This is a genomic window from Shewanella sp. Sh95 (assembly GCF_001308045.1).
Taxonomy (GTDB): domain Bacteria; phylum Pseudomonadota; class Gammaproteobacteria; order Enterobacterales; family Shewanellaceae; genus Shewanella; species Shewanella xiamenensis.
In genome coordinates this window covers 47,027-61,981 of record NZ_LGYY01000078.1, presented here as the reverse complement: position 1 = coordinate 61,981, position 14,955 = coordinate 47,027, and the positions used below count along the sequence as shown (strand labels likewise).

Annotated in this window: 13 protein-coding genes; 5 read left to right on the top strand and 8 right to left on the bottom strand. The window is 45.1% G+C overall.

Annotated elements, in window-relative coordinates; all coding sequences use genetic code 11:
- Nucleotides 1-164: 164 nt before the first annotated feature.
- Complete coding sequence (locus AEA42_RS05765; protein ID WP_082389611.1) at nt 165-749, top strand: nucleoside triphosphate pyrophosphatase; 585 nt, start codon at nt 165-167, stop codon at nt 747-749.
- 3 nt (nt 750-752) lie between these two features.
- On the opposite strand, the gene AEA42_RS05760 is transcribed toward AEA42_RS05765, so the two are convergent.
- Nucleotides 753-1,496 carry an HAD-IA family hydrolase gene (locus AEA42_RS05760; protein ID WP_037427255.1) on the bottom strand — a complete coding sequence of 248 codons (744 nt, stop codon included), beginning with the start codon at nt 1,494-1,496 and terminating at the stop codon, nt 753-755.
- A 38-nt stretch (nt 1,497-1,534) separates the two neighbouring features.
- The gene (rluC, locus tag AEA42_RS05755) at nt 1,535-2,494 is read right to left on the bottom strand and encodes a 23S rRNA pseudouridine(955/2504/2580) synthase RluC (protein WP_055647215.1); all 960 of its coding nucleotides are present in this window, start codon (nt 2,492-2,494) and stop codon (nt 1,535-1,537) included.
- A 595-nt stretch (nt 2,495-3,089) separates the two neighbouring features.
- Between rluC and rne the strand changes: the two genes are divergently transcribed.
- Nucleotides 3,090-6,380 carry a ribonuclease E gene (gene rne / locus AEA42_RS05750; RefSeq protein ID WP_055647214.1) on the top strand — a complete coding sequence of 1,097 codons (3,291 nt, stop codon included), beginning with the start codon at nt 3,090-3,092 and terminating at the stop codon, nt 6,378-6,380.
- 143 nt (nt 6,381-6,523) lie between these two features.
- Nucleotides 6,524-8,083 carry a SulP family inorganic anion transporter gene (locus tag AEA42_RS05745; protein WP_037427309.1) on the top strand — a complete coding sequence of 520 codons (1,560 nt, stop codon included), beginning with the start codon at nt 6,524-6,526 and terminating at the stop codon, nt 8,081-8,083.
- Nucleotides 8,084-8,420: 337 nt separating this feature from the next.
- On the opposite strand, the gene AEA42_RS05740 is transcribed toward AEA42_RS05745, so the two are convergent.
- The 3 genes from AEA42_RS05740 to AEA42_RS05730 all read right to left on the bottom strand — a co-directional run bounded on the left by AEA42_RS05740 (nt 8,421) and on the right by AEA42_RS05730 (nt 10,589).
- The gene (locus tag AEA42_RS05740) at nt 8,421-8,630 is read right to left on the bottom strand and encodes a cold-shock protein (protein WP_011072720.1); all 210 of its coding nucleotides are present in this window, start codon (nt 8,628-8,630) and stop codon (nt 8,421-8,423) included.
- A gap of 305 nt (nt 8,631-8,935) precedes the next feature.
- Entirely contained in the window at nt 8,936-9,751 is an 816-nt protein-coding gene (gene rlmA, locus AEA42_RS05735) for a 23S rRNA (guanine(745)-N(1))-methyltransferase (RefSeq protein ID WP_037419673.1), read from the bottom strand.
- Between the two features lie 34 nt (nt 9,752-9,785).
- The gene (locus AEA42_RS05730) at nt 9,786-10,589 is read right to left on the bottom strand and encodes a hypothetical protein (RefSeq protein ID WP_055647213.1); all 804 of its coding nucleotides are present in this window, start codon (nt 10,587-10,589) and stop codon (nt 9,786-9,788) included.
- Between the two features lie 174 nt (nt 10,590-10,763).
- Here AEA42_RS05730 and sbcB point away from each other — a divergent pair, with 174 nt between their 5' ends.
- Together sbcB and cdd are read left to right on the top strand one after the other, a co-directional pair.
- On the top strand, nt 10,764-12,176 hold the full coding sequence (sbcB, locus tag AEA42_RS05725; protein WP_055647212.1) for an exodeoxyribonuclease I: 1,413 nt from the start codon (nt 10,764-10,766) through the stop codon (nt 12,174-12,176).
- 173 nt (nt 12,177-12,349) lie between these two features.
- Nucleotides 12,350-13,240 (top strand): cytidine deaminase, encoded by an 891-nt coding sequence (cdd, locus tag AEA42_RS05720; RefSeq protein ID WP_037419666.1) that lies wholly within the window; start codon nt 12,350-12,352, stop codon nt 13,238-13,240.
- Between the two features lie 72 nt (nt 13,241-13,312).
- On the opposite strand, the gene AEA42_RS05715 is transcribed toward cdd, so the two are convergent.
- From AEA42_RS05715 to AEA42_RS05705, 3 genes are all read right to left on the bottom strand, one after another.
- On the bottom strand, nt 13,313-13,522 hold the full coding sequence (locus tag AEA42_RS05715) for a DUF1289 domain-containing protein (protein WP_037419664.1): 210 nt from the start codon (nt 13,520-13,522) through the stop codon (nt 13,313-13,315).
- Nucleotides 13,497-13,847 (bottom strand): VOC family protein, encoded by a 351-nt coding sequence (locus tag AEA42_RS05710; protein ID WP_055647211.1) that lies wholly within the window; start codon nt 13,845-13,847, stop codon nt 13,497-13,499. The genes AEA42_RS05715 and AEA42_RS05710 overlap by 26 nt, the downstream gene beginning before the upstream one ends.
- A gap of 79 nt (nt 13,848-13,926) precedes the next feature.
- Complete coding sequence (locus AEA42_RS05705) at nt 13,927-14,631, bottom strand: hypothetical protein (RefSeq protein WP_037419658.1); 705 nt, start codon at nt 14,629-14,631, stop codon at nt 13,927-13,929.
- Between the last annotated feature and the right edge of the window lie 324 nt (nt 14,632-14,955).

The window sequence follows — 14,955 nt, the reverse complement described above, 5'->3', positions numbered from 1 at the left end:
ACCCAAGCAGGGGGCGGCACACAAGCGTAAGCCGTCTAAAATAGCCGCATTCACCGAAAGAATCCTCAATTACCTTCCTAAAGTGACGGCTTCTGTTACCACTGCTTGCATTCAATCATCCAGATTGGCGACAATAAGTGAAGTTTTCTAATGGATTATTAATGATGACGCCCCAGTTAATCCTCGCCTCCACCTCCGTATATCGGCAAGCACTGCTGAATAAATTAGGCTTACCCTTTGAGTGCTGCGATCCCAAGGTTGATGAAACCTCACTGCCTAATGAGTCAGCGCAAGCCTTAGTACAACGATTAGCACAGGCAAAAGCAGAAGCTGGTGCAAAATATTGTCCTGATGGTCTGATTATTGGCTCCGATCAGGTTGCCGTGATCGATGGCAAGATCATCGGTAAGCCATTAAATCGCGATAATGCGATTAAGCAGCTTAGTCAAGCCTCGGGGAAAGCCATTACCTTTTATACAGGTCTTGCGCTTTATAATGCTCAAACGGGTGAAATGAATGCCCAAGTTGAGCCTTTTACAGTGTATTTTCGGCACCTTACAGCATCACAAATCAGTGCTTATGTGGATAAAGAGCAACCGTTTTACTGTGCAGGCAGTTTTAAAAGTGAAGGTTTAGGCATTGCACTCTTTAATCGTTTAGAAGGACGAGATCCTAATACGCTCGTGGGGTTACCTTTAATCTTACTCACGGAAATGCTGCTCAGCCAAGGCATAGATGTATTAGCGTAATGCTTATAAATGCAGAAGGAGCTGCTGCGGTGAATTAATCAATGCTATCGGCTTAGCTTGTCGTAATACCGCCTCACTATGGGCGCCGTAAGTCACACCGATGCTATCGATACCTGCGTTCGCTGCCATGGTTAAATCCAGTAAAGAGTCACCGACCATCAAAGCACGCTCAGGCTGAATGCCCAGCTCCTGCAATAGGCTGATGATCATCTCAGGATGGGGCTTACTCTGCGCTTCATCGGCGCAGCGGGAGGCAATAAAGTAATGCCCTAATCCAGATTGCTCCCACACGCGCACCAGACCAGCTCTCGCCTTCCCCGTCGCCACTGCTAGCTGATAACCCTTTGTAGATAATGCTTCGAGCAATTGTGGCGCTTGGTCGAAGATTGGCGTTGGCGTGGTATCAAGATGCAAATACTGCGTCTTAAACTCGGCGCGCATCGTGATGTAACACTCGTCAGTGCCAGTGCTGACAGTAGAAGCAGTAGACATATCCTCTTCAGGAAACGCCGAAAATCGCTGTGATGAAGACAATAATCCGCAAGGAAACAACACTTGTAACGCCTGCGTCATCGACAAGCCAATCACATTACGAATATCCGCCTCAGCAGGAACAGGCAGCGCAAGTGCCCTAGCCATATTCTCAATGCAAATAATGATCTTACCGATGGAATCCATCAAAGTGCCATCCCAATCAAAAATCACTAAATCATATTTACGCAGGCTAGAATGGTTGGCAGCCTTCATACTTCAAGGTTATCCACAGGTATATAGAGGAGCGGGAATTAAACCCGCTTTAACTTATTCAACAGTTGCTGCAGATTATCATCCAGTGGTGCAGAAACCCGCATCACTTCATCGTTTTCAGGATGGATAAACATTAATTCTGCAGCGTGTAAAAACAATCTACTCAAGCCAAGCGAGCGCATACTGTCATCGAAAGCTTGCTCACTGTACTTATCATCACAGGCAATGGGATGCCCGGCATATTGACAATGCACGCGAATTTGATGAGTACGTCCCGTGACAGGACTCGCCTGCACCAATGTACAACCTTGATAACGCTGCACAATTTTAAAACGCGTTTCTGATGGTTTGCCTTCTACATTGACCCGCACAATGCGCTCACCGGATTTAAGTGTCAGCTTTAATAAAGGTTGTTTGACCACTTTATCCTGCGCCGACCACTCTCCCTTAACTAAAGCTAAGTAATCCTTCTGCATTTTTTTATAACGCAGTTGATCGTGCATATGTTTAAGCGCACTGCGTTTTTTAGCGACTAACAGTACGCCAGAGGTATCTTTATCAAGGCGATGAACCAACTCTAAAAACTTCTGTTGCGGACGTAAGGAGCGCAGCGCTTCAATCACACCATAATCAACACCACTGCCGCCATGAACCGCAATACCCGCAGGTTTATTGAGCACAATAAGATGATTATCTTCATGCAAAATACGCTCTTCGAGTTGCGACACTTTGCTCAAGTTAGCCGAAGGCGCAGTCCGATTATCAGACTCAGCCATTCTCACGGGTGGTACACGTACCACATCACCAATTTGTAATTTATATTCTGGCTTAATGCGCTTCTTATTCACCCGTACTTCGCCCTTACGGACGATACGATAAATCATGCTCTTAGGTACACCTTTGAGCGCTGTGATTAAAAAATTATCAATTCGTTGGTCGAGGTGGTCTTCGTCAATGGTGATCAACTGCACCTGTTGCTGTGGAGATTCTGTATTCATGATGTGCCATCTGCTTATAACGGCGGCCATTGTACAACAACTCACAAGAATTGTGCCTTTCCATTGCTGAATTTTTTGATTATTGCTATATTTCACCAGCGATTAGGGATAAGCCGTGAATAAAGTGTTCACAAACTCCCTGTCCCAAGTGAAAAGTTTTATAGATCAAAAAAGATTTTCTTGATAGCAAATCATTGATTTGCAAATCGTATACTGAGTAAAAATACCACAAATGCGTTTTTTACGATTAAATCGAGAATCTCACCTTACTTTATCAAGGTTTATCTAAAGCTTTTCTCACCGATTTCGAAATATATTTTAACTTGTCGTCAGACAAACCGATTCGACTTGGGCATTACCGGAACGAAATTAAAGAATTTATGGGGTTGGTTGATGTTTTACAACGAATTCCTTGTTTTTGTAATCATTAAAAAATAAGCCATAAATAGGATGCGACACGCAGCGACTGCGTCTAACAGTAATGCGCACCTTGCCTAGCTCACCAGCCGTGAGGCTTTGTTCACCACAGCTAGGCCCGTAATGCAACGAAACGCGATTGTTTGATGACCTCCATTTAAAGAAGAATGACGTCATCATGAAACGTATGTTAATCAATGCAACTCAATCAGAAGAGTTGCGTGTTGCCCTCGTTGACGGGCAACAACTGTACGACCTCGATATTGAAAGTCCTGGTCATGAGCAAAAAAAATCAAATATTTACAAGGGTAAGATCACCCGCGTAGAGCCCTCTTTAGAAGCCGCTTTCGTAGACTATGGTGCTGATCGCCACGGCTTTTTACCATTAAAAGAAATTGCCAGAGAATATTTCCCTAAAGGTTATTCATTCCAAGGTCGCCCAAACATCAAAGAAGTCGTCAGTGAAGGACAAGAAGTTATTGTTCAAATTGACAAAGAAGAACGTGGCAACAAAGGCGCGGCGTTGACCACCTTTATTAGCCTTGCTGGTTCTTACTTAGTGTTAATGCCAAACAACCCACGTGCAGGCGGTATTTCTCGCCGTATCGAAGGGGATGAGCGCACTGAATTAAAAGAAGCTATGGCCGATTTAGAAGTCCCTGCTGGTATGGGCCTTATCGTCCGTACCGCTGGTGTGGGTAAAGAGTCGACAGAGCTGAAGTGGGACTTAAAAGTTCTGCAACACCACTGGGCGGCGATCACTGAAGCGGCGCAAACCAAAGGCGCACCTTTCCTCATTCACCAAGAAAGCAACGTGATTGTTCGCGCCATTCGTGACTATTTACGCCGTGATGTCGGGGAAATTTTAATCGACCATCCACGTATTTTCGAAGAAGCCAAACAGCATATCGCACTTGTGCGCCCTGATTTTGTTGAACGTGTAAAACTCTACGAAGCTGAAGTACCGTTATTCACTCACTTCCAAATCGAGTCGCAAATCGAATCGGCGTTCCAACGTGAAGTGCGTCTGCCATCGGGTGGCTCAATCGTCATTGACCCAACTGAAGCCTTAACCTCTATCGATATCAACTCTGCCCGTGCCACCAAGGGCGGCGATATTGAAGAAACCGCATTAAATACCAACCTTGAAGCCGCCGATGAAATTGCCCGTCAATTACGTCTACGTGACTTAGGTGGCTTAGTGGTTATTGACTTTATTGATATGACGCCAGTGCGCCATCAACGTGAAGTCGAAAACCGCCTACGTGATGCCGTACACCATGACCGCGCTCGCGTTCAATTAGGTCGTATTTCTCGTTTCGGCTTGATGGAAATGTCACGCCAGCGTCTGCGTCCGTCATTAGAAGAATCCGCTGCACATATCTGCCCTCGCTGTCATGGCCAAGGCACTATCCGCAGTACTGAATCTTTAGCGTTGTCGATTCTGCGTTTGATGGAAGAAGAAGCCATCAAAGAAAATACCTCACAAATCGAAGCCATTGTGCCTGTCGATGTGGCTGCATTCCTGCTTAACGAGAAACGTAAAGCGATTCGTATCACCGAACAACGCCATGACGTGGAAGTCTATGTGATCCCAGATCCGCATATGATGACCCCAGATTATCGCGTGATCCGTCACCGCACCGACGATGAAATCGACGAATCCAGCTACAAGCGAATTGAACAGCCTGAAGCAAAATTGTACGAGCCACGTAAACTGGAACGTACTGCGGCGCCAGCTCCAGCCCTAAAAGGCTTTGCTGCTCCACAAAAAGTGGAACAAGACACTGCACCAGTTGCCAAAGTTGAAACCGCACAGCCGGGTTTCTTCAGTAAACTCTTCAGTGCAATTGGTGCTTTCTTTAGCTCAAGTGATAACGCAGTCGCAGAAAAGAGCACCGAGACTAAGAAGCAAGACAGTCAAGCCACGAATGCCAACCGTCGCAATCGTCGTAACGACACTCGCCGTACTCGCAATCCACAAGATACTGAAAAAGCGAAAGAAGGTACTCGCGAGCCACGTACTCGTAATGCCAAAAAAGTCGCCGATGCACCACAAGCTCAAGAGCGCCCAATCCGTGAAAAGGATGAAAGTGCGAAACGTGCTAAGCCTGAGCCTAAACCCCGCAATCAAGCAGTTAAAGAAGTGATTGCGGATGTTCAAGACGAAGCACCAAAGCAAGAGGTCGTCCGTGAACGTCGTCAGCGCCGTAATATGCGCCGTAAAGTTCGTATCGACAACACCACAGATGTTGTAGAAACGTCAATTCAGGAAGAAGCGATTTTAGCTGAGTTGGTTGCAATCAATGCGGATGTCACGGTAGAAGTTCAACCAGAAGTGAAAGCGCCGCGCCGCCGCCAGCCACGTAAAGAGGTTACGGTTGCGAATGAGGTCGGCGACACCACAGTATCAGAAGCTGCTGATGTCGTAGAAACTAAGCCAGCCGATGCTATTGTTGATATGCCTGTTGTTGAAAGCCAAGCAGACACTCAAGTGGATGCTAAGTTAGACACTCAACCAGCGGCCATTGATGAAGATAACGCCGAAGCAAATGTTGATGCAGATGACAAAGCCAAACGTGAATCCCGTGATGGACAACGTCGTAGCCGCCGTAGTCCTCGCCATCTGCGAGCTGCTGGCCAACGCCGTCGCCGCGATGAAGATGAACAAGGCACAACGGCTCCTGCGCAGTTCATTCCTAATGATGCGTTAGGCGAAGATCAAGACTATCCAGCACCAACTGCAGTTGTTGAAACGGCTAACTTAACAGAGCAAACCGTGGCTGAAACGGTTGCAGTTGCAGTTGAAGTTGAAGTGAAGAGTACAGCAACGCAGCCAGCGCCGATTGTGCACACTGCTGATGTGATTTCCTCAACTGAAGCCGCAGTCTCTCAAAGCATAGCGACTGAAAGCACGGTATCAGATACCACAGTAACTGAATCCTCCGCGGAAATTAAGTCTGATGCTGTTGTCGCTGAAGTCACATCTAAACCTGTAGTTAACGATAAGGCCGCTGAAACGGTTAAAGCATCTGATGCCGAGCCACAATCAGCAACAGAACCAGCAGTGCAAGCCACAGAGGCTATGCAAATAGTGACTGATATAACTCCTGAAGCAAAAGCCGAAGAAGTGACACCAGTGACAGAAAAGACTGAGCCGAAAGAAGCGGTAAAATCAGTCGCATCAGCACCGATGGCGAAACCTGCAGCGTTTGTTAAACCTCAGGCAAAACCTGTAATGGCGCAAGCTGCTACGGCTCAACCAATGGAAGTTGTCGTCAGCAAACCGAAAGCGTCTAGCCGTTTTGGTGCTATGGTGTCATCTGAAATGACTAAACCAACGGTAGAAGTCAGAGCGCAGGTTGAAGTGCCTAAAGGCCGTGAGTATGAAAATACCGCCACCGCTGAAGCCACTGAACCTAAGCTGAAACACAGCAATAGTGCTGAATCGGATATGGCTCGTCCATAGGACCCTTCCACAATCTAAAAAGCCATGCATCTGCATGGCTTTTTTATTTTCAGCTAATTAAGGCATATTTCAAGTTTAGCTCAATCAGTTTATTTGATAGTATGCGCGGCTTATTTTGTCTACACACCAGTAACAGAGGTTTCATGTTCGATCTCTTCCGCCACAAAACATCTAGCTACAAAGCCGATATACTCTCAGGGCTAACCGTCGCACTCGCACTGATCCCTGAGGCCGTTGCCTTTGCTTTTGTTGCCAATGTCGAACCTATGGTGGGCCTCTATGCGGCTTTTATTATGGGATTGGTCACCGCACTGATTGGTGGTCGACCTGGGATGATTTCTGGTGCAACAGGAGCGATGGCCGTGGTCATGGTGTCCTTAGTGGTTGAACATGGCGTGCAATACTTATTTGCGGCTGTCGTGCTGGCAGGATTAATCCAAATCAGCGCTGGCATCTTTAAACTGGGGAAATTTATTCGCATCGTACCCTATCCGGTGATGATAGGTTTTGTAAACGGCCTCGCCATTGTGATTTTTTTGGCACAACTTGGCCAGTTTAAAGTAAAAGACACTGCTGGAAACTTAGTCTGGTTACCACCAGAGCCGTTGTTGCTGATGTTTGCTCTCGTAGCATTAACCATGGCAATTATTTATTTCTTGCCTAAGCTGACCACTGCAATACCGTCCTCGTTGGTCGCAATTCTTAGCGTCACGGCTATTGTCGTCAGCTTTGATCTTGATACTCGTAACGTATTGGATTTTCTCAAGACTATGAGTGGTGACGAGAATGCGACAATTGCAGGCTCACTCCCAAGCTTTGCAATCCCACAGGTACCTTTTAACCTTGAGACGCTCTATATCATTCTGCCCTATTCCTTTATTTTAGCCGCAGTCGGATTAATCGAATCCCTGTTAACCTTGACGGTTATCGATGAGATGACCCATACCCGAGGACGCAGCAATAAAGAATGTATTGGCCAAGGTGTAGGTAACATCACCAGCGGCTTTTTTGGGGCTATGGGTGGTTGTGCCATGATCGGTCAATCGATGATTAATATTAATTCTGGTGGCCGCGGCAGGTTATCAGGGATTACCGCGGCCATTGGCCTACTGGCATTTATTCTCTTTGGTGCAGCCTTTATCGAAATTATTCCGTTAGCAGCCCTCGTTGGGGTGATGTTTATCGTTGTACTCGGCACATTCGAATGGGCAAGTTTTAAGTTTATGGGCAAAGTGCCCAAACATGATGCCTTTGTGATCGTTCTTGTAACCACAGTAACTGTGTTTACTGATCTCGCCTTTGCTGTATTTGTGGGAGTGGTGGTATCCGCGCTGGTATTTGCTTGGCAGCATGCGAAACACATTAGCGTCAAAGTGACTCAAAACTCTCAAGGCTGGAAAGTCTATGAGCTTAATGGACCACTGTTTTTTGGTTCTGTCGCGAGTTTCCTCGAGTTATTTGATGCTTCACAGGATCCACAGGATGTCGTAATCGATTTTAAGTTTTCTCGCGTAGCCGATCACTCCGCCTTAGAAGCGATTGATACGCTTGCAGAGCGTTATGTGTCCATAGGCAAAAGACTACACTTGGTGCATTTAAGTGCTGATTGTAAAGCCTTACTTCATAAGGCAGGTGATCTTGTTGAAGTGAATCTGTTGGATGACCCACATTATAAAGTCGCGGATGATAAACTCGACTCCTAATGAAGTCACTATCCATCCTTAAGCAACGGTCCACGGCACTGCAATATGGCTGTGGGCTGACAGTTATCGCCCTGAATGTTCGCGTACGTAAATAGTCAGTTTTCAAGCCAAGTTTATGTATTTATTAATATCGTTAACAGCGAAATAAACAAAATTCACGGAAAAAATGATAACAGCTAACAGCAGATTAATCTGAACGAGGTCTTAAAAGTGAGAGAAATGATAGAAATGAGAGATGTAAGTATTAAGATAAAACAGCACAAATAAAAAGAGCTATGGTAAAAACCACAGCTCTTAAATCCATTGCTATTAGCGCCTAGGCTAACAGCACTGAAAATTAACCGATTACGGTTACGTTTTCAGCTTGAGGACCTTTTTGACCTTGGGTCACAGTGAAAGACACTTTTTGACCTTCATCAAGAGTTTTGAAACCGTCAGAGTTGATTGCACGGAAGTGAACGAATACGTCTGGACCAGATTCTTGCTCGATGAAACCAAAACCTTTGTCAGAGTTGAACCACTTAACTACACCAGTTACTTGAGACATGATATAAATCCTGTAAATAAAAAATTAAAGCCTTAACGGCGGTGGAGCTGGAAAATGCCGGTATTACTTATGTTTACAGGACGAACGGGTCGTATTGAACACATAAATATAAGCCCAACCTTCAAGCTAGTAAAACTATAAACCATTCTAAAGATAAGTCAACATACTGCGACACTTTGAAAAATTTATTTAAACAAAGCCTTTTAAGGTTTTGCTACCGGCTCGCAGAACAATATGTTCTTACGGCTTAAGCTTTGACAGTAAAGCATTTTAAATAATTTATTTCAATAGGTTAAAATCAGCCCCTAGACTGAAATGCGATGTACTTCAATCTGGAAATCTAACTCACAGCTTAATCCGCGCTGAGTAAATGCTTGTTTCTGCTCTGCGGTAAACTTCCACGCATAGGGAGTCATTTCGAGAAAATTGCCGATATCTTTGCTGTCGTTAAGCTCGAGTTGCGCGCTAAGCCGCTCTTGATGTAGGCATTCAAATCCATCAACTCTGGCCTCAGACTCAGGATGCAATCTTGGCTGGTCATAAATCTGTTGTTTTAGCGCAAAATGATGCAAAGGCCCTGGCGATACCGTGATAAGAATGCCGCTAGGTGCCATGATCCGCTGAAGTTCTTCTACTTTTGATGGTGCATAAATTCGAATCGCTAAATCAATGCTATTAGATGGGATCGGCATTTCATAGGCACTCGCTACACAAAAGCTTAAGTTAGGATAGCGCTTGGCTGCATATTTTATTGCCGACTTAGAGATATCAACGCCCTGTAAATAACAAAAATGATGAGCAACAAGGGCATTATATAAACGATGACTGTAGTAACCCTCACCACAGCCTATATCAAGGATCTGCTGTGCACTACTGGCATATTGGAGTGCCAGTTGATTAACTCTATCACTTAAGATTTGATAATAACCCGCATTTAAGAACTCCCGACGAGCAAACATCATTTGCTGATTATCACCCGGATCTTTCGAGTTTTTTTTCTGAACGGGAAGCAAATTGACATAACCTTCTTTCGCCATGTCAAACTTGTGTGCCTGCGGGCATCCCCAAGTTCGTTGTGTTAGGGTGAGGGGTAACGCGCACAAAGGACATATATATTGCATTGATTAACTCTATTTAAAATGGGGGATGTCAAGCTTATATCTCATCTTCCATTAATCGCTCGACCATTTGCAGTAATTCAGGAGAAGCGAGCAGCTCAAAACACTCAAGTTTCCTTAAGGCTTTGTCGATATTCTGACTATCATTTGCGGCGCGACTAAAGCTCGGGCGCTCAAACATGTGGGTATAAGTTCGAAAAAGCCATTGGCGCTTCTGTTGCAGTAATGGATCTAATCGTACGGCCTCTTCAGCTAAGCCAGTATGGTATTGACCAAGTTCACCCCGTAAAAATGCTTGTAACTCCAATCTTATCTGCTCAATTTCGGTGAGGTAAACCGCAAGGGATTCCGATGTCGCACCGTAATCGTACTCCCTAGCAAGAATAGCCTTAGCCATCATCAGTACTCTCGGCTCATGTAAGCCTCTGACGTCGGATTCAAGTGTTACAAACTCGAACTTTGATGCCGATTGCAAAGAGAATGTTACACTTTCTCTAACATCAACTTTAATTAAAATTCCTGCCCGAAGCTCTTGGGCAACAAATTTAGGGGCAGTCCCCATTCGATGATAAAGCCGTACGCCTTGACCCAAGCACCTTGATACAGGAGCACTTAGCCCTGCGTCTGCAACAGAAGTTGTGTTTAGTGTTAGCCCTAAAATCGGTTGAAGACGCACTGCAATCTGTGGTGGAGTTTGTGAAACTACAATCAGCTCAAGTAGGGGAGCTCCCATCGTTTCAAGCACAATAAAATCACTCATGTTGCTTGGTAACGTTATGATCAATGACGACGTATGTGCGACATCGAGTACCATAGGTTCATTGAGATATTGATGATGCATAAGACTGATCCCCTGTTCAATGGGAATTGTAACTGCCAATCGTGGTAAAGATCACCTGTTAAGCGCTTCTCTTTTCAATATAATTTATCCATCAAGGTTTTTGCTGATCAATATTGGGGTGAGTTTAACGGCTAAGATGCTATCATTCGACAAAACCGTCATTTGATTGAAATTATGTATACAGCATCTCAGCCAAGTATTTTTTGGCACGACTATGAAACATTCGGTGCCAACCCAGCCCAAGATAGACCCGCCCAATTTGCCGGGGTCCGTACCGATTTAGATCTTAACATTATCGGTGAGCCAGAGACTTTTTACTGCAAACAATCAACGGATTACCTGCCCTCACCCGAAGCGATTTTAATTACAGGGATCACGCCACAACTAGCCAATTTAAAAGGTTTACCTGAAACCGAGTTTATGGGGCGTATCCATACTCTCTTCAGCCAACCTAATACCTGTGTCGCTGGCTATAACTCGTTACGATTTGACGATGAAGTCACCCGCTATGGCTTTTACCGTAACTTTATCGATCCCTATGCCCGCGAATGGCAAAATGGCAATACGCGTTGGGATATCATTGATTTAGTGAGGGCTTGTTATGCCTTTAGACCCGACGGTATTCATTGGCCATTAAAAGAAGACGGTTCACCCAGTTTTAAACTGGAACATCTGACCCAAGCTAATGGTTTAAGCCATGAAAAAGCGCACGATGCCATGTCAGATGTTTACGCCACCATCGCAATGGCAAAACTGATAAAAGAAAAGCAACCTAAGTTATACCAGTACTATTTTGAATTGCGCCGTAAACAAGCCGTCAGCGCGCAAATTGACGTATTAAATATGCTACCGCTTGCCCATGTCAGTTCGAAGATAAGTGCAATGCACGGTTGTACAACCCTTATCGCCCCCGTTGCACACCACCCAAGTAACAAAAATGCCATTATTTGCGTGAATTTAGCGATGGATTTAAGCCCACTGTTTGAGCTGGATGTCGAGCAGATAAAAACGCGCATGTACACGCCAAGAGCGGAGCTTGCCGGGGATGAGTTACCCATCCCAGTTAAACAGGTGCATCTTAACAAATGCCCTTTTATTACTTCGGCCAAAATTTTAGATGATGTGCAGGCAGAAAGACTCAACATTGATAAAGCCTTTGCCAGAGAACAATACAAACGCTTAAAGTCTCACCCGGAATTACGGGAGAAGCTGGCGCAACTGTTTGAGCATGACGGCGAAGTAACCACCACGGATCCTGACTTAATGTTGTATTCGGGTGGATTTTTCAGCCCTGCCGATAAAGCCAAGATGGAGATCATTCGCCATACCTTACCTCAAAATTTAGCCGCACTTGATTTGCAATTTGATGATGGACGCATCCCAGAAATGCTATTCCGTTATCGGGCGCGCAATTATCCCGAATTACTTGATGATCAAGAGTCCTATCGCTGGCGCACCTTCTGTCAGCAGCGTTTGGCCGATCAGGATTATCTGCTCAAACTTGAAAATTTGTTGCAAGATACCGAAGGCGATGAGCATAAACAAAAACTACTCGCCGCCCTGTGCCACTATTTGCGTGGATTGTAGGCCACAAAATAGCCCATGTTTTTTGTTGATTTAGCGCCTATGATTGATAACTTCTTTCAGATGTTAACTAACAGGCGCGTAGTTGAACCATAAACGCGAACTAACTCGCATTTATACTGTAACAAAATTACTAGAATGTTCTTCCATGAACTTAACAAACAAGGAGTCGGGAAATGCAAGATAGATTTATCCGAAGCATAACCCAGCTGCCAACCCCATTGGCTGACGCATTAATTCCCTTATTACATCAAGGTTTTGCGGGACATATCGATGCACAGCAACTGGCAGAGTTAGTCAAAAGCAGCAATATGACCGAATCAGAGGTGTTACTGGCTTTGTTACCTATTGCCGCCGCCTTGGCCAAACCACCCATTAGTGAGTTTTATGTTGGTGCAATTGCCAAAGGAAAAAGTGGCGACATTTATATGGGTGCCAACTTAGAACTGCCTGGCGAAGCCCTCTTCCACTCAGTACACGCTGAGCAAAGCGCTATTAGTCACGCGTGGCTTAGCGGCGAAAGCCAGATTGTGGATATGATAGTGAACGCCAGTCCCTGCGGTCATTGCCGTCAGTTTATGAATGAATTAGTCGAAGGCGGCCAAATCAAGATCCATTTGCCATCACAGGATAGCCATTTATTGTCCTATTATCTGCCCTATGCGTTTGGGCCAAAAGACTTAAATGTTCAGTCACCGCTATTAGTCAAGCAGGAAACTGAATTTGCACTCGATAGCAGTGATCCTATGGTAATTGAAGCCTTAGATCATGCGGGCTTAAGCTATGCACCTTATACCCAAAGCTATGCGGCGGTTGTATTAGAAACCGCGGATGGCGCAACCTACTGTGGTCGCTACGCTGAAAACGCCGCGTTTAACCCATCGATGCTCCCAATGCAAATGGCGCTATCAAATCTGACTCGGCATAATCGTGATTTTGGCGAGATCCGCCGCGCGGTATTGGTGGAATCCTCCCAAGGTAAAATCAGCTTAGTGGGCGCAGCGATGGATGCATTGCATGCTGTTGCCGCGATAGAACTCGAACATATTGTGGTTGATCCTATCTAGCCAGTTAACGCGGCGCTTCTGTTTTTATACTTCGGTATTGACTTAAGTTGCGCCGCGATGCTTTGGCCTATTTTAGCTACTAGGGCGTTTTGCCATAAAAACGGCTTTGCGCTCAGCCATTTTAAGATAACAGGCGCTTCGCTGCTCCTCTGTCATGTTTCGCCACGCCAAAATCTCCTCGAGATGCCTAAAACACCCCATGCAGATATCCTGCTGATCGAGACAGCAATTTCGTACACAGGGCTGATAAATACTGTTATTCTGACCAGACCGCATATTCATTGCCCGCAGGCTCGATAAAATGGAAACGTCGACCACCTGGGAAGCTAAAAATCTCAGTGCTAATGATGCCGCCAGCCGCGATCACGGCGGCTAAAGTTTCTTCCAAGGTCTTACTGTATAGCACAATCAGGGGACAGCCCTTTTCTAGGGTAAAACAAACCTCTGCTTGATAAAAACCGCCCGTCATACCCGCATCGATAAAGCAACTGTACTGTGGGCCATAATCCTCAAAACGCCAACCAAATACAGTATTGAAAAACGCTTTAGAACAATCAATATCAGATGTTGGAATCTCTAAATAATTGATAGTGTGATGACGATTCATAATCTTCCCTGCCCAATGAATAACTTAATCAATAAAAAAGGGAGCCATTGCTCCCTTCGCGATAGTGGTTAATCTCAGATTAGCCCTGTACTAAGGCGGCGACAAGTCCGATGGCACCACCAAACACACCGCCCCACACCACGAGCCAACCTAAATGCGTTTGGATCATCTCCTGAACTATCTGCTTAACCATTTGCGGGGTTAATTCATTTAAGCGTTGCTCAACGATATTAGCAATCTTCTGTTGTAAATCGGCCATCACATTTGGCTGTTCAAGCTCTTGCTTCAATAGGCCGCGGAATTGTTCACTCTCGGCCATATCGACCAATGAAGCTTTCATCTTCTCAATAAAGGGTTCTTTTAGCGGCATTAGCGCCTCAGTCCCCCCAAACATGGCTAACATGCCACCAAATGAAGATTGTGCCACAGTATTGACTAAGGCATCGAAAGACGGTGCTAAGTCTACTTTCTCAATCACAGGCGCCAAATCGATTTGGCTTATACCTTCTTTTTCAGACAAAAAACGATCAATGTTTTCAGCGGTAAAAAACTGTTTCATCATCAGATGAGCAATGCCGAGTTTAAATTCTTCAAACCGCGAAGGCACCACACCAGAACCATACAAGCCAGGGACTTTTTCAAACAACATATACACCGCAAGCCAATTGGTTATCGCACCAGATAATGCAAATAACCCAACATTAAATAGAATGGGTAAGCTCAGTACGTATCCCAAGATCACACAAATGGCTGCCAACACATTGGTCACTAAACTCTTATTCAATCGTTAATCCCCCTATTACGCAATTTCATCGATTGCAAATGGCGCTAGTTTAGCAAGCGAAGGGGAGCAAGGTCTAATGCTGTAAAACAATACTAACACCACCAACCAACCGCAAAACAGAGCGCAAACTCAGCAAATACTCAGCGGAGCAGCAGAAGCACAACATCAAGACAAACTCGATAAACAGATTTTTGTTATTTCATTAATTAACATTAACTTAGTTTAATGATTTACAGCAGAAAATAATGTCACATTTCTGGATCTGCTTAGGAATTATTGAAAAGCATCGTCTACACTCAAAATACTAATCGCCTCGCCACAAGG

Excerpts from the sequence above, each read along its gene's own strand:
- AEA42_RS05765 (WP_082389611.1), top strand. The coding sequence starts at position 165 with ATGACGCCCCAGTTAATCCTCGCCTCCACCTCCGTATATCGGCAAGCA.
- AEA42_RS05760 (WP_037427255.1), bottom strand. The coding sequence starts at position 1,496 with ATGAAGGCTGCCAACCATTCTAGCCTGCGTAAATATGATTTAGTGATT.
- rluC (WP_055647215.1), bottom strand. The coding sequence starts at position 2,494 with ATGAATACAGAATCTCCACAGCAACAGGTGCAGTTGATCACCATTGAC.
- rne (WP_055647214.1), top strand. The coding sequence starts at position 3,090 with ATGAAACGTATGTTAATCAATGCAACTCAATCAGAAGAGTTGCGTGTT.
- AEA42_RS05745 (WP_037427309.1), top strand. The coding sequence starts at position 6,524 with ATGTTCGATCTCTTCCGCCACAAAACATCTAGCTACAAAGCCGATATA.
- AEA42_RS05740 (WP_011072720.1), bottom strand. The coding sequence starts at position 8,630 with ATGTCTCAAGTAACTGGTGTAGTTAAGTGGTTCAACTCTGACAAAGGT.
- rlmA (WP_037419673.1), bottom strand. The coding sequence starts at position 9,751 with ATGCAATATATATGTCCTTTGTGCGCGTTACCCCTCACCCTAACACAA.
- AEA42_RS05730 (WP_055647213.1), bottom strand. The coding sequence starts at position 10,589 with ATGCATCATCAATATCTCAATGAACCTATGGTACTCGATGTCGCACAT.
- sbcB (WP_055647212.1), top strand. The coding sequence starts at position 10,764 with ATGTATACAGCATCTCAGCCAAGTATTTTTTGGCACGACTATGAAACA.
- cdd (WP_037419666.1), top strand. The coding sequence starts at position 12,350 with ATGCAAGATAGATTTATCCGAAGCATAACCCAGCTGCCAACCCCATTG.
- AEA42_RS05715 (WP_037419664.1), bottom strand. The coding sequence starts at position 13,522 with ATGAATATGCGGTCTGGTCAGAATAACAGTATTTATCAGCCCTGTGTA.
- AEA42_RS05710 (WP_055647211.1), bottom strand. The coding sequence starts at position 13,847 with ATGAATCGTCATCACACTATCAATTATTTAGAGATTCCAACATCTGAT.